Here is a 22,021-nt window from a genome sequence, read left to right as displayed (position 1 = left end):
TAGACATATGAAAGGCACAGGTGCATGAGCCAGTCGCAGCTCTGGGACGACGTCGACGACTACTTCACCACCCATCTGGCCCCGGAGGACGACGTGCTCCGGGCGGCCTTGCGCGACAGCGAGGCCGCCGGCCTGCCGTCCATCGCCGTGACGGCACCACAGGGCAAGCTCCTGCAGCTCCTGGCCCAGATCCAGGGCGCCCGTACGATCCTGGAGCTCGGCACGCTCGGCGGCTACAGCACGATCTGGCTGGCCCGCGCCCTGCCCGCCGACGGCCGTCTGGTCTCACTGGAGTACAGCCCGGTCAACGCCGAGGTCGCGAACCGCAACATCGCCCGCGCGGGCCTCGACAAGATCGCCGAGGTGCGGGTCGGCCCCGCCCTGGAGTCCCTGCCCCAGCTGGCCGACGAGAACCCGCCCCCCTTCGACCTGGTCTTCATCGACGCCGACAAGGCCAACAACCCGCACTACGTGGAGTGGGCGCTCAAGCTCACCAGCGCGGGCAGCCTGATCGTGGTGGACAACGTCGTACGGGGCGGCCGGGTCGCCGATCCCGGCAACCCCGCCTCCGACGTTCAGGGCACCCGCACCGCGCTCGAACTGATCGGGCAGCACCCGAGGCTGAGCGCCACGGCGATCCAGACGGTGGGCAGCAAGGGCTACGACGGCTTCGCGCTGGCGCGCGTGCTGCCGTGACCCGGCACGCTCACACCTCGTGGTAGAAGCCGACGTTGACGCTGCGCGGGGCGGTGCGGTCCCGGATGACGATCTCGCCGTTCCCGCCCCGGGGCAGCGTCACGGAGCCGCCGTAGACCAGCGGCTGCGCGTAGGCCCCGGCCACCAGTTGTACCTCGGACGAGGGATCGGGCTGCGAGCCCTGGAGCCAGGTCACCTGCCAGACGCCCTCGGGCCCGCACAGGAACTCCAGGTGCACCCGGGAGACGAACAGCCAGTCGTCGGGCGTCGCGAGCCGGCACACGGACTTGTCGCGGCCCACCCGCAGCACGGTGCCCGGGTCACTGGGCGCGTCGGCCATCTGCATCCCGGCCGTGGCACCCTCCTCCGCCGCGGTGACGACGGCCATGGTGAGTTCGAGCACGTGCGCTCCTCCTGAAGGGTCCTTGCGCGGCAGCCCCGTTGGCCCACCGCCGCCGCATGATAAATCGCCCGGCACGGCCGTGTCCGGTGCAAGGCACCCAAGACCGGCCTGCCACCCGACTCCGGGCGGCAGGCCGGTCGTACGCATGGACGATGCGTCAGCTGTGCAGCAACCGCTCCGTCAGCTCGCGGTAGTCCCGCAGCGCCAGCCGGAGTTGCTCGGTGTCGCCGACGCCGACGGACTTGTCGTCCCGGCCGCCGTCGCCGGTCTGCCAGGAGTTGCGCAGTGTGCGCCGACGCTGCGTCACCGCATCGGTGAACCGGGCGGCGACCTCCTCCAGCACGTGGTCGGCCTCCTCGACGGCGGACCGGGGCTCGTCCACGAACCCGGCGACGGCGTGCTGGAGCCGCGTGCTGAGCTTGTCGGTCTCCTCGTGCGGCAGCAGCCGGGCCTCGTGGCTCTCGGGGCTCGAGGCCCCGCCCACACCGGTTCCGACGCCACCGACGGTGTCGGAACCGGCGTCCCGCCCCCGCTCGGTCCCACGACCGAGGCCGGAGGCCTTGTCGCGGCCGGGAACCGAGTCGGCGCCGAAGCCGCCCTCGTCACCCCGCCCGGGAGGCGTCATCGCGCCCGGTATGGACTCACGACGCTCCCCACGGCCCCCACGGTCCTCTTCCGCACCACGAGGCACACCCGCCGGGCGTCCCGTCGCGGGCCCCCGGGCGTCCGGTGCCCCGGTCTCGGTGGGGGTCACCATGGGGCTGCGAGCGTCCGAGGGGTCGCCTGTGCTCCGGCCCTTCCGTTCCTCGCCCGCCCCGCTCACGGCATCCGTCATTGTCGCTCAACTCCCCTTCGCGTGACGCCTGTTGAATGCCCACGGCAGATGCCCCCGGCCGTCACTGCGACCGTCGCGGGCCTGGCCCGCGCGCACGTGGGACTCGTCGGTGGGTGTACGGGACTCCTCGCGGCTCCGCGGCGGGCCGACGAGGTCCTCGAAGAGGGCCCGCGCCTCCACCATGGCGGCGCGCATCTCCTCCGTGTTCGTCCGGCCGTCGCCGTCCTGCCCGGCGTCCGTGCGGGCACCCGCCACCGCGTGCACCCGCCGGTAGCCGTGCACGTGGTCCGCGTGGTGCACGGACAGCGCGTTGAACTGTTCCTCGTACTGCCCGCCGTCCGGGAAGCCCCGGTCCTTGGCGAGCTCGGCGAGCAGCCGGTCCGCCTCGGCAACGGCCTCCTGAGGAGAGTCGACGAAGCGTTCCTGGGCGGCCGCCCAGCGGTCCTCGTACCGCTGGCGCTCCGCCGGTTCCAGTGGCTGCTCGCGCAGGGATCCATGCCGCTCGACGCGCTCGGCGAGTTCGCGCTCGGCGGCCTTCTCGTCCCCGTCGTGCCGGGCCACGGCGCGGTCGTACTCGGGCCCGAAGCGTCGCTTCAGGCCCCGGCCGTGCTGCGGGCCCCGGCCACGCAGGGTCAGGACGGCCGCCACAACTACGACGGCCGCCACGATCACGATCAGAGCGATGATCAGGCCTGTTGACATGTCTGCCGGGTTGCCCTGAACCGTTTGTTCAAACCGTCTGCGCATGTGTGGAGGCGGCAATCAGGCCATGACCAGGGAGGCACTTCATCACAACCGGGCCGCGGGCCCCTCGTGCGGCTGTTCCCGGTCGGAGCCGCACAACTCGTCGTTGAGATCCTTCACCAGCTGGGCGAGATCAGTGGGCCGATCGGGTCCCCACCAGTCCCCCAGCAACTCCCCCAACGACGCCTCCCGAGCCGCCGCGAGCCGCGCGGCGACCTCCTGGCCCGGCTCGGTGAGCAGCAGATCAAGCCCCTGCCGCGTCCCCAGCCCCCGCTCCTCCACCTGCCGTGCCCCCTCGATGATCGCGCCCAGCGGCACGGACGTGCGCTCGGCGAGCAGCGCCGGCTCCACCCACCCGTACTTCCGCATCCGCAGCACCAGCCAACTCGCCGCGGGCAACAGGTCGTACCCGGCCCGCGCGGTGATGTCCCGGTAGACCTCCCGCCGCCCCTCCCGGGTCCCGAGCACCGACAGCGCCCGGCACACCTCGTCGTACGACGACCGCTGCACGGGATTGCTGGCCAGCGTCTCCGTGACGTCGGGTGCCGTGACCGACCCCCGCAGCGGGTCCTCCTTGAGGAACCACGCGAGCACGAACCCGAGAAGCGCAACGGGCGCGGCGTAGAGGAAGACGTCGGTGATCGACGAGGCGTACGCGTGCAGTGCCTCGGGCCGCAGCGAGCCCGGCAGCTCCGCGAGCCCCCGGGAATCGGCCTCGAGCCCCGAGACCGAGACGCCGGGCGGCAGTTGAGCGCCCCGCAGGGCCTCGGCCAGCTTGTCCCCGAGGCGGTTCGCGAAGACGGTCCCGAAGATGGCGACGCCGAAAGACGCCCCGATGGACCGGAAGAAGGTCGCGCCGGACGTGGCGACGCCGAGGTCCTCGTACGACACGGCGTTCTGCACGATCAGCACGAGCACCTGCATGACCAGCCCGAGCCCCAGCCCGAACACGCAGAAGTAGAGGCTCATCACCCAGGTGGAACTGCTCTCGTCGAGCCGGTGCAGAAGCAGCAGCCCGAGCGTGGTGACCCCGGTCCCGGCCACCGGGAACACCTTCCAGCGGCCGGTACGGCTGACGATCTGCCCCGACACGGTCGAGGACAGCAGCAGCCCGAACACCATGGGCAGCATGTGCACACCGGACATGGTCGGTGAGACTCCCTGCACCACCTGGAGGAAGGTGGGCAGATAGGTCATGGCCCCGAACATGGCGAACCCGACGATGAAGCTGATGACGGCGGACAGGGTGAAGGTCCGCACCCGGAACAGTTTCAGGGGCAGCACGGGCTCGGCGGCCCGCCGCTCGACCCCGACGAACGCGACCCCCAGCAACACCCCCAGCACCGCGAGCCCGACGATCTGGGGCGACCCCCACGCCCAGGTGTTGCCGCCCAGCGAGGCCACCAGCACCAGGCAGGTGGCGACGGCGGCGATGAGAAAGGTCCCCAGGTAGTCGATGACGTGTTTCGTCGACTTACGGGGAATCCGCAGCACCACGGCGATCACGGCCAGCGCGACCACGCCCACCGGAAGGTTGACGTAGAACACCCACCGCCAGCTCAGATGCTCGGTGAACAACCCGCCCAGCAACGGCCCCAGCACGCTCGTCGCGCCGAACACCGCCCCGAACAGCCCCTGATAGCGACCCCGTTCACGCGGCGGAACGAGATCGCCGACGATCGCCATCGACAGGACCATCAACCCGCCGCCGCCCAGCCCCTGCAGGGCCCGGAACGCGATCAGCTGGGGCATGTCCTGGGCCATGCCGCACAGGGCGGACCCGATCAGGAAAATCACGATCGCGGTCTGGAACAACCGCTTGCGCCCGTACTGGTCCCCGAGCTTGCCCCACAGCGGCGTGGCGGCCGTGGACGCCAGCAGATACGCGGTCACCACCCACGACAGATGCTCCATACCGCCGAGATCGCTGACGATCGTGGGCAGCGCGGTGGACACGATCGTCTGGTCGAGCGCGGCGAGCAGCATCCCGAGCAGCAGGGCCCCGATCGAGACGAGGACGTTGCCGGAGACGTGTTGTTCTTGTTCGTCTCTCACATTCCCCGTCATACCGTGCGGGTGCGCGGCCATGAAGACCTCCTGTGGCTCTCGTTACGTCCATCGTGATCGGTGTGACCGGTTATGGCCTGTTGAGTCCTGTTGGAAGCCGGTATTCCGGGGGCTTCCGAAAGACGGCTGTGGAGGGGGTCTGCATAATCGCTGGAGTTTGTGAGGGGAGGGACGAACACATGGCGGAGTCGAACGGCCATCTGTGCCCGGAGTGCCGGGCACCGAGAGGGGCCGACAACACCCCGTCCTGCGGGTGCACCCAGCGCGCGTCGGACGCATTGCGGGACGCACGTACGGCGGAGGCGGCCGCGGCGGAGGACTTCGATCCGCTACGCATACGGCCGTACGTGGAGCTGGACGACGAGACCGCACCGGTGCCGAAGGCGCCCGCGCCGGACGCCACGATGCCGCTGCGCGTGCCGGCCCCGCCGCCGGCCACCCCGAGCCGCACCGACCTGAACCTGTTCGAGGTGGAGGCCAACGCCTCCGCACCCGACGGGACCGCCGACGGGCCGCCGCGCCGCACCCGACGCCGTACCGTCCTGCTCGCCACCGCCGGGGCGGTCGTGACGGTGGCCGCCGCGGCCGCGTTCGCCGGTGGGATGTTCACGTACGAGTCGCCGGTGCGGGACGAGGCGGCACGGGGGGACGTACGGCCGGCGGTCCCGGATGCGACGACGACCGCGGCGTCGGCGTCCGCGGCCACGGCCGCGGCGTCCGTACGGCCGTCCTCCGCACCCCCGTCCGCCACGGCGAGCGCGAGCCCGTCGGCCTCCCCGTCCCCGTCGAGGTCCAGCGCCTCGCCCAGCCCGTCGCTGTCGACCGAGCCCTCGGCGACCCCGACGGCCTCCGCCGCGACGGAATCGGCGGCCGGGTCCGACGCGGCACGCGAGGCGGCTCCGCAGGTTCTGCGGCGCGGGTCCGAGGGGCCGGAGGTCGTCGAGCTCGAGCTGCGGCTCACCCAGGTGGGGCTGTACGCGCGCAAGGCGAGCGGGCACTACAACGAAGGGGTGGAGGACGCGGTCTCCGCGTATCAGTGGCAGCGGGGGCTTCAGGTGGCGGAGCACGGGGTGTACGACCTGGTGACCCGGCAGCGGCTGGAGTCGGAGACCACTGAGCCATAGGTGGTTTTGCGGGTGCGGGGCGGTGGGGGCTGGTCGCGCAGTTCCCCGCGCCCCTGAAAACTCCTACCTCACGCAGATCTGGAGCATGCCGTCCGCCCGCGCTTCCACCCTCACCCGCGTCAGATCCTCCACCACCACATCCGGCCCGTGCACCGCGGCTCGCGCCCCGACTCCCACGACCCTCATCCCGGCCGCCTTACCGGCGGCGATTCCCGCCCCGGAGTCCTCGAAGACGATGCAGTCGGCGGGCGCGACACCCAGCTCCGCCGCTCCCTTCAGGAAGCCCTCGGGGTCCGGCTTGCTCGCCCCCACGGACTCGGCGGTGACACGGACCTCGGGCAGCCCCAGCCCCGCGGCCGCCATCCGGGCCGTGGACAGCGGGACGTCGGCCGAGGTCACCAGCGCGTGGGGCAGGTCCCGCAGGGCGGCCAGGAACGCGGGCGCCCCCGGTATCGCCACGACACCGTCCATGTCGGCGGTCTCCTCCGCGAGCATGCGCGCGTTGTCCGCGAGGTTCTGCTCCATGGGCCGGTCGGGCAGCAGGATCGCCATCGACGCGTGCCCCTGGCGGCCGTGGACGACCTTCATGACCTCGTCGGCGTCCAGCCCCTGGCGTTCGGCCCAGCGGCGCCAGATGCGCTCCACGACGGCGTCGGAGTTGACGAGGGTGCCGTCCATGTCGAGCAGGAGGGCGCGGGCGGTGAGGACGGTGGGGGCGGCGGTGGCCGTCATCGGCAGCTCCAAGCACAGACGGAAGAGACAAGGTGGCCCCGCCCGCCGGTCAGGGAAAACGAGCGGGAGCCACTTTGTTTCTCCACGGTACAAAATCGGGCGGGTTCCCGCCACCCTCCCCGGAGACCGCCCGGAACAGTTCACTCGCCGTTCAGCTCATCCGGTCACGGCCTCCCACAGGCTCCAGAGCCCGAGCGCCAGCATCAGCAGCGCCGCGACCTTCGTGACGATCTTGAGCGGGACCCGCTTCATCAGGGCCTTTCCGCCGACGATGCCGAGGCCGGCCACCGCCCACAGCGCGAGCACCGCGCCGAGACCGACGGAGAGCGGGTCGTCGTAACGGGCCGCGAGGTTCGCCGTCATGATCTGGGTCAGGTCCCCGAACTCGGCGATCAGGATGAGCATGAACCCGGCCCCGGCGACCTTCCAGAACGACTGGTCCTCGGGCCTGCGGATCTCCGCATCTCCATCGGCCCCGCCCTTCGTCAGCAGCAGGACGGCCGCGCCACCGAGGAAGAGCACGCCCGTCAGCGCCTGCACGATCTGCTGCGGCAGCAGGGTCAGCACGCTGCCGGCCGCGACAGCGAGCGCGACATGCAGCGCGAAGGCGGCGGCGACGCCCGCGAAGACGTAGGAGGCGCGGTAACGGGTGCCGAGGACGAGGCCGGCGAGCGCGGTCTTGTCCGGCAGTTCGGCGAGGAAGACGACGCCGAAGACGACGGCCGTCACGGTGAAGCTGATCAAGGGTCCTCAATCGGTCGGGGCCGCCCCACCGAGAGTGTTCCTGCGAAACGACGCCTCGGCACGGCAGCACACAGTCAGTGCACTACTGGCCGAAGGTCTCGCTGGCGGGCCGCACGCGACCTGCCTCCGGGCGCCGGCTCAGACGAGCTGAGCAGTATGTCGACGGTCCGGCGAAGAGCTACTCCCCTTCAACGCCGTCCATCGTACGTGATCGTTTTCGCCATACATCTTGTCGTGTCATGTACGCGTCACTAACTTCTTACCGAACGCACACCTCCCCGCAACGCGGAGCCGCGAGCATTTCCACGCCCGCGCTCCAACATCCCCGTCCCCCAAGGGAGTTCGCATGTCGAAGTTCTACGCGCGTCGACGGCTCAGCATACTCGGGGCGCTCACCGCCCTCATAGCCTCCGTCGCGGTCCTCAACGGCCCGACCGCCTCCGCCGCCCTCCCCACGCCGGTCAGCGCGGCCACCGCCCGCACCTACCTCGCCTCGCTCACCGTGGCCACCGAGAACCGCACCGGCTACGACCGCGACCTGTTCCCGACGTGGATCACCATCAGCGGCACCTGCAACACCCGTGAGTACATCCTCAAGCGCGACGGCTCGAACGTCGTCACCAACTCCGCCTGCACCGCCACCAGCGGCAGCTGGTACTCCCCGTACGACGGCGCCACCTGGACCGCCGCCTCCGACCTCGACATCGACCACCTGGTCCCGCTCGCCGAGGCCTGGGACTCCGGCGCGAGCGCCTGGACCACCGCCCAGCGCCAGGGCTTCGCCAACGACGTCACCCGCCCGCAGCTGATCGCCGTCACGGACAACGTGAACCAGTCCAAGAGCGACCAGGACCCGGCCGAGTGGATGCCGTCGGTCACCTCGTACCGCTGCACCTACGTCCGCGCCTGGGTCCAGGTGAAGTACTACTACGACCTCTCCGTCGACTCGGCGGAGAAGAGCGCGCTCACGAGCTACCTCGCCAACTGCTGACGATTCCGTAACGGAACCTCCCCGCGGACCTCCGCCGTTCCGTACCGTACGGGGCGACGGAGGAGGATCACGTGGCCGAACTGCGGCTGGGACCACTGCTCAGGTACGTCGACGGCTCGTCCGCGACCGTATGGGTCGAGACGAGCCGTCCGTGCACCGCCGAGGTGCGCTGCTCGGACGGCACCGGCGGCGAGGCACCCACGTTCCAGATCGCGGGCCACTACTACGCCCTCGTCCCGGTCGACGGCCTGGCTCCGGGCACCGAGCGGTCGTACGAGGTGTTCCTGGACGGCACGCGCGTGTGGCCGCTGCCCGACGCCCCCTTCTCAGGGTTTCCGCCGTCCGTCATCCACACGCCCGCCGCCACGGACACCGTCCGCGTCGCCTTCGGCTCCTGCCGCTGGGCCGCGCCCCCGAAGGGCGAGAAGGACCCCGTGGGCCCCGACGCCCTGGACACCCTCGCGGCCCGTATCGCCGCCGAGCCGGAGGGCGAACGGCCGGACGTCCTCCTGCTGCTGGGCGACCAGGTCTACGCCGACGAGACCTCCCGGGCCACCCAGAGCTGGCTGGCCGCACGCCGCGATCTGAGCGACCCGCCGGGCAACCAGGTGGCGGACTACGAGGAGTACACCCACCTCTACTACGAGTCCTGGCTCGACCCCGAGGTGCGCTGGCTGCTGTCCACCGTGCCCAGCTGCATGATCTTCGACGACCACGACGTCATCGACGACTGGAACACCTCCGCCTCCTGGGTCGAGGACATGCGCGAAGTCTCCTGGTGGCGGGAGCGGCTGCTGAGCGGCCTGATGTCGTACTGGGTCTACCAGCACCTGGGCAACCTCCCCCCGGCCGAGCTGGCCGCCGACCCGCTCTACGCCGTCGTACGCCAGTCCCCGGACGGCACCGACGAGTTGCGCGCCTTCGCCTGCCGGGCCGAGGCCGACGCGGCCTCCGTGCGCTGGAGTTACCGGCGTGACTTCGGCCGGGTGCGCCTGCTCATGGTGGACTCCCGCGCGGCCCGCGTCCTCGACGAGGAGAACCGCTCGATGCTGGACCCCGGCGAGGCCGAGTGGCTGCGCGGACAGGTCCTGGAGGAGCGCGCCTCCTACGACCACCTCCTGATCGGCACCTCGCTGCCCTGGTTGCTGCCGCATCTGGTGCACCATGCCGAGGCGTGGGACGCCGCGCTGTGCCGGGGGGACCGAGGGGCGCGCTGGGCCCGGTTCGGGGAGGATCTGCGGCGGAAGGCGGACCTGGAGCACTGGGCGGCGTTCCCGGAGTCCTTCGCTGCGCTGGCGGACCTGATCGCCGAGGTGGGCTCGGGGCCGGAGGCGCCGGCGACGGTGCTGGTGCTGTCGGGGGACGTGCACCACGCGTACGTGGCCGAGCCGAAGTGGCACTCCGGCGGACCGGAGGCCCGCGTCCTCCAGCTCACCTGCTCCCCCGTCCACAACTCTGTGCCCAGCTATATCCGGTTCGGCTTCCGCTTCGGCTGGAGCGCGACCGCGCGGGCGCTCGGGCGGCTGCTCGCCCGGCACGGCGGCTGTGAGCAACCGCCGGTCTCCTGGCGGCACACGGGCGGCCCGTGGTTCGGCAACCAACTCATGACGCTGACGCTGAACGGGCGTTCGGCACGGCTGCGGCTGGACCAGGCGCGGGAGTCTCGCGAGGGACGGACCCGGCTGGTGACGGTCTCGGAGTCCGAACTCACCGGCGGAAGCGGGCGCGAGGCGTCCCGGCTCGCCCGGTAATCGACTCATTCCAGCCCCTTCCGGCTGCTTGTTGTACCCGTGGCACGGGATGCTCGTGATGCATCCCACAGTCCAGGCCCTCCCGGCCCTTCAGGCTCGGCACCCCGTACTCCCGACGGCATGATGAGGCGGACCGTCCGCTTCCGGTGGAGCTCCACGGCTCCGCCACGCGCGCCCCCACACGCCCGGGAGTCCCGCTCTTGCCCGCACCGACCACGGACCACGCGCCCGTCTCCGTCGCCCTGGTCGGCGCGGGACCCCGCGGCACCAGCGTCCTGGAACGCCTCTGCGCCTCCGCCCCCGAACTCCTCCCGCCCGGCGCCCACTTGACGGTCCACGTCATCGACCCGTCCCCACCGGGCCCCGGCCGCGTATGGCGCCCCACCCAGTCCCCCGACCTCCTGATGAACACGGTGGCCTCCCAGGTCACCCTGTTCACCGACGAGAGCGTGGACTGCGCGGGACCGATACGCCGGGGGCCGAGCCTGCACGAGTGGGCGTGCGGGCGGTGGGGGGTGAAGGAGGGGGCGGGGTGCGGTGCCGAGGGGGAGACAGGGCCCGGCACCGAGAAGGAGCCACGACGGCACGCCGGTCCGGAAACCGACCCCGGACGGGCAGGACTTGGCGGGACGCCCGACCCCGGACGGGCAGGACTTGGCGGGACGCCCGACGCCGGACGGGCAGGGCCCGGAGGGAAGCCCGACCCCGGCAGCGTGCCGGGCCTCGACGAAACGTCACGCGCGAGCCACAAGCCCGGAAGCGGCGATGGACGACCGGGAGCGGGCGGGGCGCCCGACTCCGGCCAGGTGGCGGGGTCCGGCACCGAGAAGGAGCCACGACGGCACGCCGGTCCGGAAACCGACGCCGGACGGGCGGGGGTTGGCGGGACGCCCGACCCCGGACGGGCAGGACTTGGCGGGACGCCCGACCCCGGACGGGCAGGACTTGGCGGGACCCCCGACCCCGGACGGGCAGGACTTGGCGGGACCCCCGACCCCGGACGGGCAGGACTTGGCGGGACCCCCGACCCCGGACGGGCAGGACTTGGCGGGACCCCCGACCCCGGACGGGCAGGGCCCGGAGGGAAGCCCGACCCCGGCAGCGTGCCGGGCCTCGACGAAACGTCACGCGCGAGCCACAAGCCCGGAAGCGGCGATGGACGACCGGGAGCGGGCGGGGCGCCCGACTCCGGCCAGGTGGCGGGGTCCGGCACGGATTCGGGGCTTGGCACGGATTACCCGCTCGGGCCCGATGACTATCCGAGCCGTGTTCAGTACGGGCGTTACCTGGAGTGGGTGTTCGCGCGGATCGTGCGGCAGGCACCCGCGGTGGTGAGGGTCGAGGTGCACGCCGCGCGGGCCGTGCGGGTCGATGACGCCGTCGACGGGCGGCAGACGGTGACGCTGGACGACGGGACCGTGCTGTACGGACTGTCGGCCGTGGTCCTCGCGCAGGGGCATCTGCCGGTCGTCGCCGACGCGCCCCAGCGCAGCCACACCGCCCACGCCGAACGCCACGGTCTGCGCCACGTCCCGCCCGCGAACCCCGCTGACGTGGACCTGTCCCGCATACGACCGCACGAGCCGGTGCTGCTGCGCGGCCTGGGCCTGAACTTCTTCGACCACATGGCCCTGCTGACCACCGGCCGCGGTGGCCGTTTCGTCCGCTCGGACACCGGCACCCTGCGCTACCTCCCCTCCGGCGACGAACCGCGCCTGTACGCCGGTTCACGCCGCGGCATCCCCTACCAGGCACGCGGCGACAACGCCAAGGGCCCCTACGGCCGCCACCTCCCCCACGTCCTCACCGACGAGACGATCGCCCGCTTCCGCAAACGCGCCGACTCCGGCGAGGCCCCCGACTTCCTCACGGAGATATGGCCGCTGGTGGCAAAGGAGGTGGAGACGGTCTACTACGAAGCCCTCGTCGAAGACAGGGAGTTCAGGGACCGCTTCCTCGCCACGGACCACCGCTGCCCCGAAGAGGCCGCCGTACTGGACGAGTTCGGCATCCCGCACGCCGACCGCTGGTCCTGGGACCGCATGTCACGGCCGTACACCGGACAGACCTTCACGGACCCCGGCACGTGGCGGAACTGGCTCCTCGGCCATCTGCGCCAGGACGCCACCGAGGCCGCGCTCGGCAACGTCGCCGGCCCTCTGAAGGCGGCCCTCGACGTCCTGCGGGACCTGCGCAACGAACTGCGGCAGATAGTCGACCACTGCGGCCTCGCGGGCCCGTCCCGCCGGGACCACCTGGACCGCTGGTACACGCCTCTCAACGCCTTCCTCTCCATCGGCCCGCCCCGCCGCCGCATCGAGGAACTGACCGCGCTGATCGAAGCGGGCACCGTGGACGTCCTGGGCCCTCGCCTGGAGGTCCGCGAGGCGGACGGCAGTTGGGTGGCCCGCTCGCCCGAGGTGCCGGGGTCCGCCGTACACGTGACGACCCTCATAGAGGCGCGCCTTCCGGAACCGGATCTGCGGCGCACCGCCGACGACTTGCTCGCCCGGCTGCTGAAGACGGGCCAGTGCCGTCCACACACCGTCGACGGTTACGAGACCGGCGGCCTGGACGTCACCCGGCGGCCGTATCACCTGATCGACCGTCAAGGGCGGTCCCACGCAAGGAGGTTCGCCTTCGGTGTGCCCACCGAGGGGGTGCACTGGGTGACCGCGGCCGGCGCCCGGCCAGGGGTGGATTCGGTCACGCTTTCGGACGCCGATGCAGTGGCGAGAGCCGTTCTACGTGCGACGGCGGGCGAAACAGGAGGGACCAGAGAGGCAAACGAGTGGCCAAATGTTGAACTTGCAAGCATAGATTAGGGGCACCTAACGTGGATGACTCACTCGGTTCCATCCCCCTGGGGCGACCCCCCTGTGGGACCGACCCGACCGAAGGAGTCCCCCACAATGACCGGACGCCTGAACAGCGCCCAGCCATACGCCCTCGGCCTCTACCGCATCGTCGTCGGCCTGCTCTTCCTCTGTCACGGCGCCGCTTCCCTCTTCGGTGTCCTCGGCGGCGCCTCGGGCACCGACGGCGGCACCCTCGAAGCGGGCACCTGGCCCGGCTGGTACGCGGCCGTGATCCAGCTCGTCGGCGGCGGCCTCGTACTGCTCGGCCTGGGCACCCGCGTCGCCGCGCTCATCGCCGCGGGATCCATGGCGTACGCGTACTTCAAGGTGCACCAGCCCATGGCCCTGTGGCCCATGGAGAACGGCGGCGAGGCCGCGGCGATGTTCAGCTGGGCCTTCCTGCTGCTGGTCTTCACCGGGTCCGGCGCGTTCGGCCTGGACCGGCTGTTCGCGAAGCGCTCGGCCGAGGAGCGGAAGCCGGCGGCGGAGCCCGTGGCCGTCTGAGGCGAATTGCGTACGGTGCCCTCCCCCGCGTCCGTGGGGGAGGGCACCGGCACGTTCGGACGCGGCAGCCGGGTGAACATGCCGCACCCATCTCATGAGCCCCCCGTGAATCTCCTGTCCCGGCCCAGGCGTACGCTGTATGGCTGTCTACGGGGGAATCACGGGGAGTCGCGGTGCTGGAGAATCTGGGGTTTTTGACCGGCAGTCCATGGATCTACGCCATGGTCGCGCTGTCGGTGCTCCTCGACGTGTTCGTGCCGTTGCTGCCCAGCGGGGTGCTGGTCATCACGGCCGCGACGGCCGCGGCCGCGGGCAGCGCGGCGACCGGCAAGGTCCCGGACGTGATGGCCCTGATCCTGTGCGCGACGACCGCCTCCGTCCTGGGCGACCTGGCGGCCTACCGCCTCGCCTTCCGGGGCGGTGCGCGCCTCGACCGCGCGATCGCCCGCTCGCGTCGTCTCACCACGGCGCAGGAACGTCTCGGCGACGCGCTTTCCGCGGGCGGCGGGGCCCTGGTGGTCCTCGCCCGCTTCGCCCCCGCCGGCCGCTCGGTGGTCTCCCTCCTCGCCGGCACCGCCCACCGCCGAGCCCGTGACTTCCTCCCCTGGTCCGCCCTCGCGGGCCTGTCCTGGGCCGCGTACAGCGTCGCCCTCGGCTACTTCGGCGCCCACTGGCTGGGGGCGACCTGGCTGGCGACGGGGGTCTCGGTAGCGGCGCTGTTCGGGGCGGGAGCGGGAGCGGCGTATGTGATGCGACGACGTCCGGTGACAGCGGAAGCGCGATAGCGGCGGCGGGACGTATGTCGGCTGCGGACCGATGAGGCTGGTCGCCCCCTCGGCGAAGCCGCACCTGAACACAGCACCGCGCCCGGGCAGTTCCAGCCGACCCGGCACAGGACGCGCGTCGGCCACAGGCCGATAGGGGCTGGTCACGCCGCCTCGGCGAGCCGCACGGACACAGCGCCGCGCGCGCCCGCACAGAACGTGCGTCGGCCCGGGGACAGTGAGGGCCGGTCGATGGGGGCTCTGGTCGCGCTCTCGCGGCGGAGCCGCACCTACACACCACCCCGCGCCCCCGGACAGGTCCAACCGAGGCGACACCCGCCCGGCGGCGAGCACGGCCTACCCCGGCCGGAGGCCCCCGCACCCGGCGCCCGCCCAGGTCACCCCGCCTCGCGGCGAGCCGCTCCGCGGACTTCCAGGCCCGCCAGCAACTCCGCCGTGGCCTCCGCGATCACCTCCACGGCCCGTTCGAACACCTCCTGGTTGTGGGCGGCGGGGGCCCGGAAGCCCGACACCTTGCGCACATACTGAAGCGCGGCGGCCCGGATCTCCTCCTCCGTCGCCTCCTCGGGCAACACGGGCGGACGAAGCGTCTTGATACTGCGGCACATACCGACAGTCTCCCTCCCCGAGCGGATCGGCGCTTCCGTCCGCCCGTTCCGAATGTCATGATCCTCGACGAGGCGGCCACCGGTTCCGGGGCCGACCGACGAGAGGAACAATCCGACATGGCGCACGACTCGGCGCACCAGAAACTCACCGTGGCCGTCCTGGGCCCGGGCGGCACCGGCGGCCTTCTCGCCGCCCTCCTCGCCCGCGCCGGACACCGCGTGATCTGCCTGGCGGGCGACGCCACGGCGACCACCCTGCGCACGGCCGGACTCCAGGTCCGCAGCGGCACCTTCGGCGACTTCACCGTCCCCGTGGAGGCCGACACCGAACTGCGCGAACCGGTCGACGCCTGCCTGATCGCCGTCAAGCACACCTCCCTCCGCCCCGCCCTCGACCGCGTCCCGCCCACCGCCCTGGGCGACGGCCTGGTCGTCCCCCTCCTGAACGGCGTGGAACACCCGGACTCCCTGCGCACCCGCTACCGCCCGGACCGGGTCGCCCCGGCGGTGATCCGCGTCGAGTCGACACGGATCGAGCCGGGTGTCATCGAGCACGGCAGCCCCTTCGCCGAGATCGACCTGACCGGCGACGGCGTCCCCCGCGAGCGCCTCGACGCACTGGCCTCCGCCCTGGCCGATGCAGGCCCCAGGACCCGTGTCCTGGACGACGAGTCGGCCGCCCTGTGGGCCAAGATGTCCTTCCTCGCTCCCTTCGCCCTCCTCACCACCCTGCACGGCCTCCCCCTCGGCGAGGTACGCACCCGCCACCGCGAGGAGCTGACCGCCCTGGTCGAGGAGACCGCCGCGGTCAGCGCGGCCTGCGGCGGCCCCGCCGACCCGGCCCAGGCCCTTGCCCGCTACGACGCCTTCCCACCCCGGACGAAGTCCTCGATGCAGCGCGACGCGGAGGCGAGCCGCCCTCTCGAACTGGACGCGATCGGCGGGGCGTTGCTGCGCGCGGCGGACCGGCACGGGGTGAAGGTGCCCGTCGCGACCCGGGTGGTGGGCGAATTGGCGGACGCCACCCGCTGACGGCCCACCCCGACCGCCACCGCCCGCCCTCACGCCCCCCTCAGCCGCCGTCGCCGCCCGTCAGGTCGTACCGCCAGTCGTTCGACGTGAGCCAGTGTCCCTTCGGGTACTCGAACTCGGCCTGTCCGAGCAGCGTGAAGCCCGCCCGGCGACAGACGCTGTTCGACGCGGTGTGGTCCACGCTCGGGAACGCGTGCAGATACCGGTGCTCTCCGGCGGCCCGTGCCTCTTCCACGATGGCGCGGGCCGCCTGCGCGGCCAGTCCCCGTCCCTGGAACTCCGGCAGGATCCCCCACCCGGTCTCCCATATCAGGGAGTCCCGCCACTCGCGCTGCCAGAACCCGACCGAGCCCGCGGTCTCCCCGCCGTCCGCGAACGTGACGCGGTACATCCGCCCCGACGACAGCTCGACGTACCGCCGATGCCGTGCGACGAGCTTCTCCTCGCTCTCCGGCCCGCCCAAGTGATCGGTCATCTCGGGGCTGTTGGTCCGCTCCAGCAGCCAGAAGTCGCCCTCCGCCCAGGGCACCAGCCGCACCTGTTCCGTATCCATGCCAGCCACACTAGGCGCCAGGTCTGACAACGCCCCCGGCCTGCGGTTTTGCCGAACCGGCAACAGACCTCGCGCCATCCCGCCGTACGTTGGCAGGATCGCCGTGAGCCGCAGTCCGTGAGCCGTCACCGCACCGCATCGCCGTACGCACGGAGGACACATGCCGCACCGCACCCACCGTCTGGTCCCCGGTCCCGCCGGCCGGATCCACCTCGTGGAGCAGGGCAGCGGGCCCCTGGTCCTGCTGCTGCACGGCTTCCCGGAGTCCTGGTACTCGTGGCGCCACCAGCTTCCGGTGCTGGCCGCGGCCGGATACCGCGCGGTCGCGGTGGACGTACGCGGATACGGCCGCTCCTCGAAGCCCGAGACGGTGGCGGCGTACCGGATGACCGAGCTGGTGGAGGACAACGCGGCCGTCGTGGAGGCTCTCGGCGAGCGTTCCGCGGTGGTCGTCGGGCACGACTGGGGTGCGACGATCGCCGCGCACTCGGCGCTGCTCAGGCCGGACGTCTTCCACGCGGTCGCCCTGCTGAGCGTGCCGTACACCCCGCCCGGCGGCCCCCGCCCCAGCGAGGTGTTCGCGCGGCTCGGCGGGGAGGAGGAGTTCTACGTCTCCTACTTCCAGGAGCCCGGCCGGGCCGAGCGCGAGATCGAACCAGACGTCCGCGGCTGGCTGGCCGGCTTCTATGCCGCGCTCTCGGCCGACACGATGCCCACGGCCGACGCCCACCTCATGCCCGCCGACCCCCACTTCGTCGCACCCGGCGGCCGGCTCCGCGACCGCTTCCCCGCCGACCGCCTCCCGGGCTGGCTCACCGAGGACGATCTCGACGTCTACGCGGGCGAGTTCGAGCGCACGGGCCTGACCGGTGCACTGAACCGCTACCGCGCGATGGACCGGGACTGGAAGGATCTGGCCGCCCACGCGGGCGCGGCGATCCGCCAGCCCTCTCTCTTCCTGGGCGGCACCCTGGACGCCTCCACCACCTGGCTCTCCGACGCCATCGACGCGTTCCCCAGCACCCTGCCCGGTCTGCGCGGCGCCCATCTCCTAGACGGCTGCGGACACTGGATCCAGCAGGAACGCCCCGAGGAGGTCGGCCGTCACCTGACCGACTGGCTGGCATCGGTCGTGGCCGGTCGGTAGCGCACGTTCACCGTGGCCGCGCGGTCGCCGCCGTTGAGGAGTTCGAGGCGGAGGGGAGCACCGCCGGGGTTGTCGAACAGCCGGATGCCGTCGCCGAGCAGGACGGGCGCGATGTGGAGGTCGATCTCGTCGATCAGTCCGCGTTCGAGGAGTTGGCGGCCGATCGTGGGTGAGAGGACCTCGACGTTCTTGCCGCCGGCAGCCTTGAGCGCGATCCGGACCGCTTCGGCGACGTCACAGCTCAGGAAGGTCACGCCGTCGGCACTCGGCGCGTCCTTGGGGTGGTGTGTGAGGACGAACACCGCTCCCTGCCACGCACCGCCGTAGACACCACCAGCGTCGGGAAAGGCGTCCCAGCCGTCCCGCCCGCCCAGCACGGCCCCGGTCGTTCCGGCGTACTCCTCGACGAGACCGGGCCGGAACGAGAACCCCGTCATCCAGTCCATCCCGTGCCCGGGGCCCGCCACAAACCCGTGCAGCGACATCGTGAAGTGCCAGAGCACCTTGCCCGCGGCGGTCTGCGGCTCCATGTCCGCCGCAGGCCTCGTGTTCACGTGCTGAGGGTTCTCCATGGCTGGTCCTCTCTCAGGGCGCTCCTCGTCCCCCTTGAGACCGGCCCCGCGCGCGAAAGTCATCGCCGGGCCGCCGACGCGCGGGCCTGCCTTCCGGCCGGCCTCGCTCGATGGGCGGCGACGGTCATGACGAGGACGGAGGTGAGCACGATGCCGGCGCCGACGTAGAGGGGTGCGGTGTAGCCGAGGCCCGCCGTGATCGCGAGGCCTCCGGCCCAGGCTCCGAGCGCGTTGCCGATGTTGGACGCGGACACGTTGGCACTGGCGGCCAGGGCGGCCCCGTGCGCGTGGTCGGTGACGCGGGTGATCATGCCGGGCACGCCGGCGAACCCGAATACGCCCATGAGGAACACCAGCACCACCGAGGCCGTGGCGCTGGTGGCGAGCAGCCCGAACACCGCCAGGGTGACGGTGAGCCCGGCCAGGGCGAGGACCAGCGCGCGGTCACGGTCGTGGTCGGCGGCCCGCCCGCCGATCAGGTTCCCGACGACCAGGCCGACGCCGTACACCATGAGCAGCCAGGCGACATCCGCCGAGGAGAAGCCGGAGACCTCGGTCAACGTGTAGGCGATGTAGCTGAACGCGCCGAACATCCCGCCGTAGCCCAGCGCGGTGGCCACCAGGGTCAGCCACACCTGCCCGGACCGGAACGCGCCGAGCTGGGCGCGCAGGCTGGCGGGGGCCGTCGACGGTGTCTGTCCGGCGCGGCTCGGCACGAACGCGACGATTCCCGCGAGCGCGAACAGGCCGATCACGGTGACCGCCCAGAACGCGGCCCGCCAGCCCCAGCGCTCCCCCACCAGCGCACCGAACGGCACACCGAGCACGTTCGCGACGGTCAGCCCGGCGAACATGACGGCCACCGCGCGGGACGCGCGCTCGGGTACGACCAGGCTGCGCGCGACCAGGGAGCCGATACCGAAGAACGAGCCGTGGCACAGCGCCGCGACGATCCGCCCGAGCAGCATCACCGGATAGCTCGGCGCGATCGCGGACAGCAGGTTGCCGAGGACGAACAGGACCACCAGTCCGACCAGGACGTGTTTGCGGGGCAGCGTGGCGGTCGCCGCGGTCAGGGCGATCGCACCGACCGCCACGCTCAACGCGTATCCGGAGATCAGCCGCCCCGCGGCCGCCTCGGACACCGCGAAACTCGCCGCCACCTGGGGCAGCAGCCCCGCGATCAGAAACTCGGTCAGCCCGATCCCGAACCCACCGACGGCCAACGCGACCAGCCCCCTTGGCATCCGCGACCGTCCGATCACCGGGCTATGCACGACAATCCTCAAGATCCGCCTTCATGAACTGACCCTCGCGTCCCGGCCGCGCATCGGTCCATGGACAAAGAAACGACGACGCTTGGACGAAAGCGGGGACGATGTTCACGGTCGAGGAACGGGACCGCCTCCGCGAGCGGCTGCTCGCGCGCGGAGGCCGACGACACCGTCGTGGGCGCCGCCTTCACCGGCTCGTACGCCGTCGGGGAGGGCGACCGCTGGTCGGACACCGACCTGGCCCTGTCCGTGCGCGGCGACCTGACGGCGACGCTGGAGCGGTGGACCGGCTGGCTCTACGACGAACTCGGCGCGCGGCACCACTGGGACCTGCACGTCGGGGCCGGCGTCATCCGGGTGTTCCTCCTGCCGGGCTGGCTGGAGATCGACCTGACGTTCGCCCCGGAGACCGAGTTCGGCCCGCGCGGCCCGCAGTGGCGGACGGTCTTCGGCCGGTCCCGTCCCCTCGAACCCTTCGCTCCCCCGGACGGCGACACCCTGGTCGGCCTCCTGTGGCATCACGCCCTCCACGCGCGCGTGTGCGTCGAGCGGGCCCGCTGGTGGCAGGCCGAGCACTGGATCAGCGCCCTGCGCGAGCACGTGATCACCCTGGCCTGTCTGCGACTCGGCCATCCGGCCGCGCACGCGAAGGGTGCCCACCTGCTCCCCGACGACCTCTCGACCGCACTGGAGACGACTCTCGTCCGCTCGCTCACCGCCGCGGAACTCCACCGCGCCCTGGGCGCCACGGTCGGCGTCGTCACCGCCGAGCTCGAACGCTTCCGTCCCGAACTCGCCACCCGTCTGGCCCCGATGTTCACCGAGCTGACGAACACGCCGTCCGCGAAATGCCGTTGAGATGAGGCCGCCCGTGGACAAGGCTCCGTGGTCATGGAGTTCTTCTGTTACCACCGTGACCGGCCCGGCTCCCTGCCGCTGCGCGAGGAGCTGACGGAAGCGCACTGGTCCTACATGGACCGGTTCGCGGCCGAACTGATCGCCCGTGGGCCGACGTTCGCCGCCGACGGCGAGACGCCGACGGGAAGCGTGCACATCGTCGACCTGCCCGATCCGGCGGCGGCCCGCGCGTTCGCGTTCGACGAGCCCAATTATCAGGCGGGCGCGTACCGGGACGTACTGCTGCGCCGTTGGCGCAATCTGCTGGGCCGCACCATGTGGGACTTCCCCGGCGGCCGGGCCGGTGGCAACCGGTATCTGGTGCTCGGTCTCGGCGCGGGAGAGGCCGTCGACCTCGCCGTACCGGCCGCCAGGGACGACCTGATCGCCTACGGCCCCCTCCTGTCCGACGACGCCGGCGCCTGGCTGGGCACGGCGGCCCTCGTCCGTGCCCCGGACCCGGAACGGGCACGAGCCGTGCTGACCGCGGACCGGTACGCGGCCGTGGAGGTCCACGAGTGGGAGTTCGGCGGGCGACGCTGACAACGCTGGTTCTCGGGGCAACCGCACAGGGACCAGCCGTCCGAGCAAGGAGCGTCCACGCCATGGGTACCGCCGTCCGCGTCCCGCAGACCAGGGACATGATCGGGGACGAGCTCTCCGGAGACGAGGCCTTCACCGCCCTGCGCCACTACGGCGGGCTGCGGCTGCTCACCGACTCCTTCGCGCGGTTCCGTTACGCCGACGGCTTCACGAACGCCCGGGCCCTCGCCTTCCAGGTGGTGCTCGGGCTCGTTCCGTGCACCGTGGCGCTGGTCGGCCTTGCCACGTCGGTGCACACGGAGGGCGTGGGCCGGATCATCGAGCTCACCCTCGGCCGGATCGTGCCGGGCGCGAGCGCCGACATCGTGGAGGACGCCTTCGACGGGACGCGGCGCACCGCGCACGGCGATGTCTGGAGCACGCTCGCCCTGTGGCTCGGTCTGGGTTTCGCGCTGCTGAACCTCGCCTCGGCCATGGGTCAGATCGAACGTGGCGCGAACCGTATCTACGGCATCGAGCGCGACCGGCCCTTCCCGCGCAAGTACGCGCGCGGGCTCGTGCTCGCGCTCGCCGCCGGTCTGCCCCTGGTGCTGGGGTTCGTCGCGCTGGTGGCCGGTGAGGCCGTCGGCGACGCGGTGGCCGAGTCCGCAGGCCGGGACGGGGGCGGGCCGCGCTGGTGGGGTGTCCTGGACCTTCCCGTGGGGCTCGCGCTGGCCTGGGTGGCCTCCGCGGTGATCTTCCGCTGGTCGCCGCGCCGTGTGCAGCCCGGTTACACCTGGCTGGCCTTCGGCTCGGCCGTACATCTGCTGCTGTGGGTGGCGGCCACCTGGCTGCTCGCCCTGTACGTCGAGGAGAGCGGTGCCTTCGGCGCCGTGTACGGGCCGCTCACCGCCTTCATCGCCCTGCTGCTGTGGGCCAACCTCACCGCCGTCGCGCTCTTCCTCGGCATCGCCTTCGCCGCCCAGCTGGAAGCGGCCCGCGCCGGCATCGAGTCGGCCGTCCACCCGGATCCCGGCCCGGGCGTCTGAAGCCAGAACGGTCAGCCCTCCGCCGCCGGGTCCACCCCGGTCAGCTCAACGCCCCGGTGCGGCGGCACCCCGGCGCCCAGCGCAGGCGTACAAGGCCGGACGACCGTCTCGTCGTCAGCCCTCCACGGCCGAG

Annotated in this window: 21 protein-coding genes and 2 pseudogenes; 13 read left to right on the top strand and 10 right to left on the bottom strand. The window is 72.0% G+C overall.

The genetic code is table 11. The annotated features are described in order from the left end of the window. Positions 1-24 precede the first annotated feature (24 nt). The gene (locus tag AQJ46_RS13225; protein WP_057615190.1) at positions 25-696 is read left to right on the top strand and encodes an O-methyltransferase; all 672 of its coding nucleotides are present in this window, start codon (positions 25-27) and stop codon (positions 694-696) included. A 10-nt stretch (positions 697-706) separates the two neighbouring features. Here AQJ46_RS13225 and AQJ46_RS13220 read toward each other — a convergent pair whose 3' ends face one another. The 4 genes from AQJ46_RS13220 to AQJ46_RS13205 form a co-directional block, all read right to left on the bottom strand. After that, positions 707-1,099 (bottom strand): hypothetical protein, encoded by a 393-nt coding sequence (locus AQJ46_RS13220; RefSeq protein ID WP_020116060.1) that lies wholly within the window; start codon positions 1,097-1,099, stop codon positions 707-709. A gap of 157 nt (positions 1,100-1,256) precedes the next feature. Next, positions 1,257-1,724, bottom strand: coding sequence for a hypothetical protein (locus tag AQJ46_RS13215; protein WP_404828426.1), 468 nt, complete (start codon positions 1,722-1,724; stop codon positions 1,257-1,259). Between the two features lie 216 nt (positions 1,725-1,940). Next, complete coding sequence (locus AQJ46_RS13210) at positions 1,941-2,636, bottom strand: hypothetical protein (RefSeq protein WP_059205729.1); 696 nt, start codon at positions 2,634-2,636, stop codon at positions 1,941-1,943. Between the two features lie 87 nt (positions 2,637-2,723). Beyond that, positions 2,724-4,766: an MDR family MFS transporter gene (locus AQJ46_RS13205; RefSeq protein ID WP_059205728.1), complete on the bottom strand. Its 2,043-nt coding sequence runs from the start codon at positions 4,764-4,766 to the stop codon at positions 2,724-2,726. A gap of 158 nt (positions 4,767-4,924) precedes the next feature. Between AQJ46_RS13205 and AQJ46_RS13200 the strand changes: the two genes are divergently transcribed. After that, entirely contained in the window at positions 4,925-5,869 is a 945-nt protein-coding gene (locus AQJ46_RS13200; RefSeq protein WP_059205727.1) for a peptidoglycan-binding domain-containing protein, read from the top strand. 63 nt (positions 5,870-5,932) lie between these two features. Here the strand turns inward: AQJ46_RS13200 and AQJ46_RS13195 are convergent, their stop codons facing one another. Then, entirely contained in the window at positions 5,933-6,601 is a 669-nt protein-coding gene (locus AQJ46_RS13195; protein WP_059205726.1) for an HAD-IA family hydrolase, read from the bottom strand. 156 nt (positions 6,602-6,757) lie between these two features. After that, a complete protein-coding gene (locus AQJ46_RS13190) occupies positions 6,758-7,345 on the bottom strand; it encodes a TMEM165/GDT1 family protein (RefSeq protein WP_059205725.1) in 588 nt (195 codons plus the stop codon). Positions 7,346-7,691: 346 nt separating this feature from the next. On the opposite strand from AQJ46_RS13190, the gene AQJ46_RS13185 reads away from it, so the two are divergent. The 6 genes and pseudogenes from AQJ46_RS13185 to AQJ46_RS13165 all read left to right on the top strand — a co-directional run bounded on the left by AQJ46_RS13185 (position 7,692) and on the right by AQJ46_RS13165 (position 14,234). After that, the gene (locus AQJ46_RS13185) at positions 7,692-8,336 is read left to right on the top strand and encodes an HNH endonuclease family protein (protein WP_057615205.1); all 645 of its coding nucleotides are present in this window, start codon (positions 7,692-7,694) and stop codon (positions 8,334-8,336) included. A gap of 71 nt (positions 8,337-8,407) precedes the next feature. Then, complete coding sequence (locus AQJ46_RS13180; protein ID WP_059205724.1) at positions 8,408-10,087, top strand: alkaline phosphatase D family protein; 1,680 nt, start codon at positions 8,408-8,410, stop codon at positions 10,085-10,087. Between the two features lie 200 nt (positions 10,088-10,287). Then, positions 10,288-10,602, top strand: a pseudogene (locus AQJ46_RS54175) (FAD/NAD(P)-binding protein); the annotation flags it as partial. 726 nt (positions 10,603-11,328) lie between these two features. Next, a pseudogene (locus AQJ46_RS54170) lies at positions 11,329-12,912 on the top strand (FAD/NAD(P)-binding protein); the annotation flags it as partial. A gap of 87 nt (positions 12,913-12,999) precedes the next feature. After that, complete coding sequence (locus tag AQJ46_RS13170) at positions 13,000-13,449, top strand: DoxX family protein (RefSeq protein WP_057615210.1); 450 nt, start codon at positions 13,000-13,002, stop codon at positions 13,447-13,449. A 221-nt stretch (positions 13,450-13,670) separates the two neighbouring features. After that, the gene (locus AQJ46_RS13165; protein ID WP_107117250.1) at positions 13,671-14,234 is read left to right on the top strand and encodes a DedA family protein; all 564 of its coding nucleotides are present in this window, start codon (positions 13,671-13,673) and stop codon (positions 14,232-14,234) included. Between the two features lie 377 nt (positions 14,235-14,611). Here the strand turns inward: AQJ46_RS13165 and AQJ46_RS13160 are convergent, their stop codons facing one another. Further along, positions 14,612-14,842: a DUF2277 domain-containing protein gene (locus AQJ46_RS13160; RefSeq protein WP_057615221.1), complete on the bottom strand. Its 231-nt coding sequence runs from the start codon at positions 14,840-14,842 to the stop codon at positions 14,612-14,614. Positions 14,843-14,959: 117 nt separating this feature from the next. Between AQJ46_RS13160 and AQJ46_RS13155 the strand changes: the two genes are divergently transcribed. Next, positions 14,960-15,874 carry a ketopantoate reductase family protein gene (locus tag AQJ46_RS13155; protein ID WP_059205865.1) on the top strand — a complete coding sequence of 305 codons (915 nt, stop codon included), beginning with the start codon at positions 14,960-14,962 and terminating at the stop codon, positions 15,872-15,874. 40 nt (positions 15,875-15,914) lie between these two features. On the opposite strand, the gene AQJ46_RS13150 is transcribed toward AQJ46_RS13155, so the two are convergent. Then, entirely contained in the window at positions 15,915-16,427 is a 513-nt protein-coding gene (locus AQJ46_RS13150; RefSeq protein WP_059205722.1) for a GNAT family N-acetyltransferase, read from the bottom strand. 160 nt (positions 16,428-16,587) lie between these two features. On the opposite strand from AQJ46_RS13150, the gene AQJ46_RS13145 reads away from it, so the two are divergent. Next, positions 16,588-17,574: an alpha/beta fold hydrolase gene (locus AQJ46_RS13145; RefSeq protein ID WP_059205721.1), complete on the top strand. Its 987-nt coding sequence runs from the start codon at positions 16,588-16,590 to the stop codon at positions 17,572-17,574. On the opposite strand, the gene AQJ46_RS13140 is transcribed toward AQJ46_RS13145, so the two are convergent. Together AQJ46_RS13140 and AQJ46_RS13135 are read right to left on the bottom strand one after the other, a co-directional pair. Next, positions 17,532-18,128: a dihydrofolate reductase family protein gene (locus AQJ46_RS13140; RefSeq protein ID WP_225887313.1), complete on the bottom strand. Its 597-nt coding sequence runs from the start codon at positions 18,126-18,128 to the stop codon at positions 17,532-17,534. The genes AQJ46_RS13145 and AQJ46_RS13140 overlap by 43 nt on opposite strands. Before the next feature lie 77 nt (positions 18,129-18,205). After that, positions 18,206-19,393 carry an MFS transporter gene (locus AQJ46_RS13135; RefSeq protein ID WP_059205864.1) on the bottom strand — a complete coding sequence of 396 codons (1,188 nt, stop codon included), beginning with the start codon at positions 19,391-19,393 and terminating at the stop codon, positions 18,206-18,208. A 201-nt stretch (positions 19,394-19,594) separates the two neighbouring features. Here AQJ46_RS13135 and AQJ46_RS13130 point away from each other — a divergent pair, with 201 nt between their 5' ends. From AQJ46_RS13130 to AQJ46_RS13120, 3 genes are all read left to right on the top strand, one after another. Beyond that, positions 19,595-20,278: a hypothetical protein gene (locus AQJ46_RS13130; protein WP_225887312.1), complete on the top strand. Its 684-nt coding sequence runs from the start codon at positions 19,595-19,597 to the stop codon at positions 20,276-20,278. A gap of 33 nt (positions 20,279-20,311) precedes the next feature. Then, the gene (locus AQJ46_RS13125) at positions 20,312-20,860 is read left to right on the top strand and encodes a YciI family protein (protein ID WP_059205719.1); all 549 of its coding nucleotides are present in this window, start codon (positions 20,312-20,314) and stop codon (positions 20,858-20,860) included. Positions 20,861-20,922: 62 nt separating this feature from the next. After that, positions 20,923-21,888: a YihY/virulence factor BrkB family protein gene (locus AQJ46_RS13120; protein WP_059205718.1), complete on the top strand. Its 966-nt coding sequence runs from the start codon at positions 20,923-20,925 to the stop codon at positions 21,886-21,888. Positions 21,889-22,021: the final 133 nt, after the last annotated feature.

The sequence above is a fragment of the Streptomyces canus genome (assembly GCF_001514145.1).
Lineage (GTDB): Bacteria > Actinomycetota > Actinomycetes > Streptomycetales > Streptomycetaceae > Streptomyces > Streptomyces canus.
The sequence above is the reverse complement of the archived record's forward strand: the minus strand, read 5'-3'. Positions and strand labels throughout refer to the sequence as shown.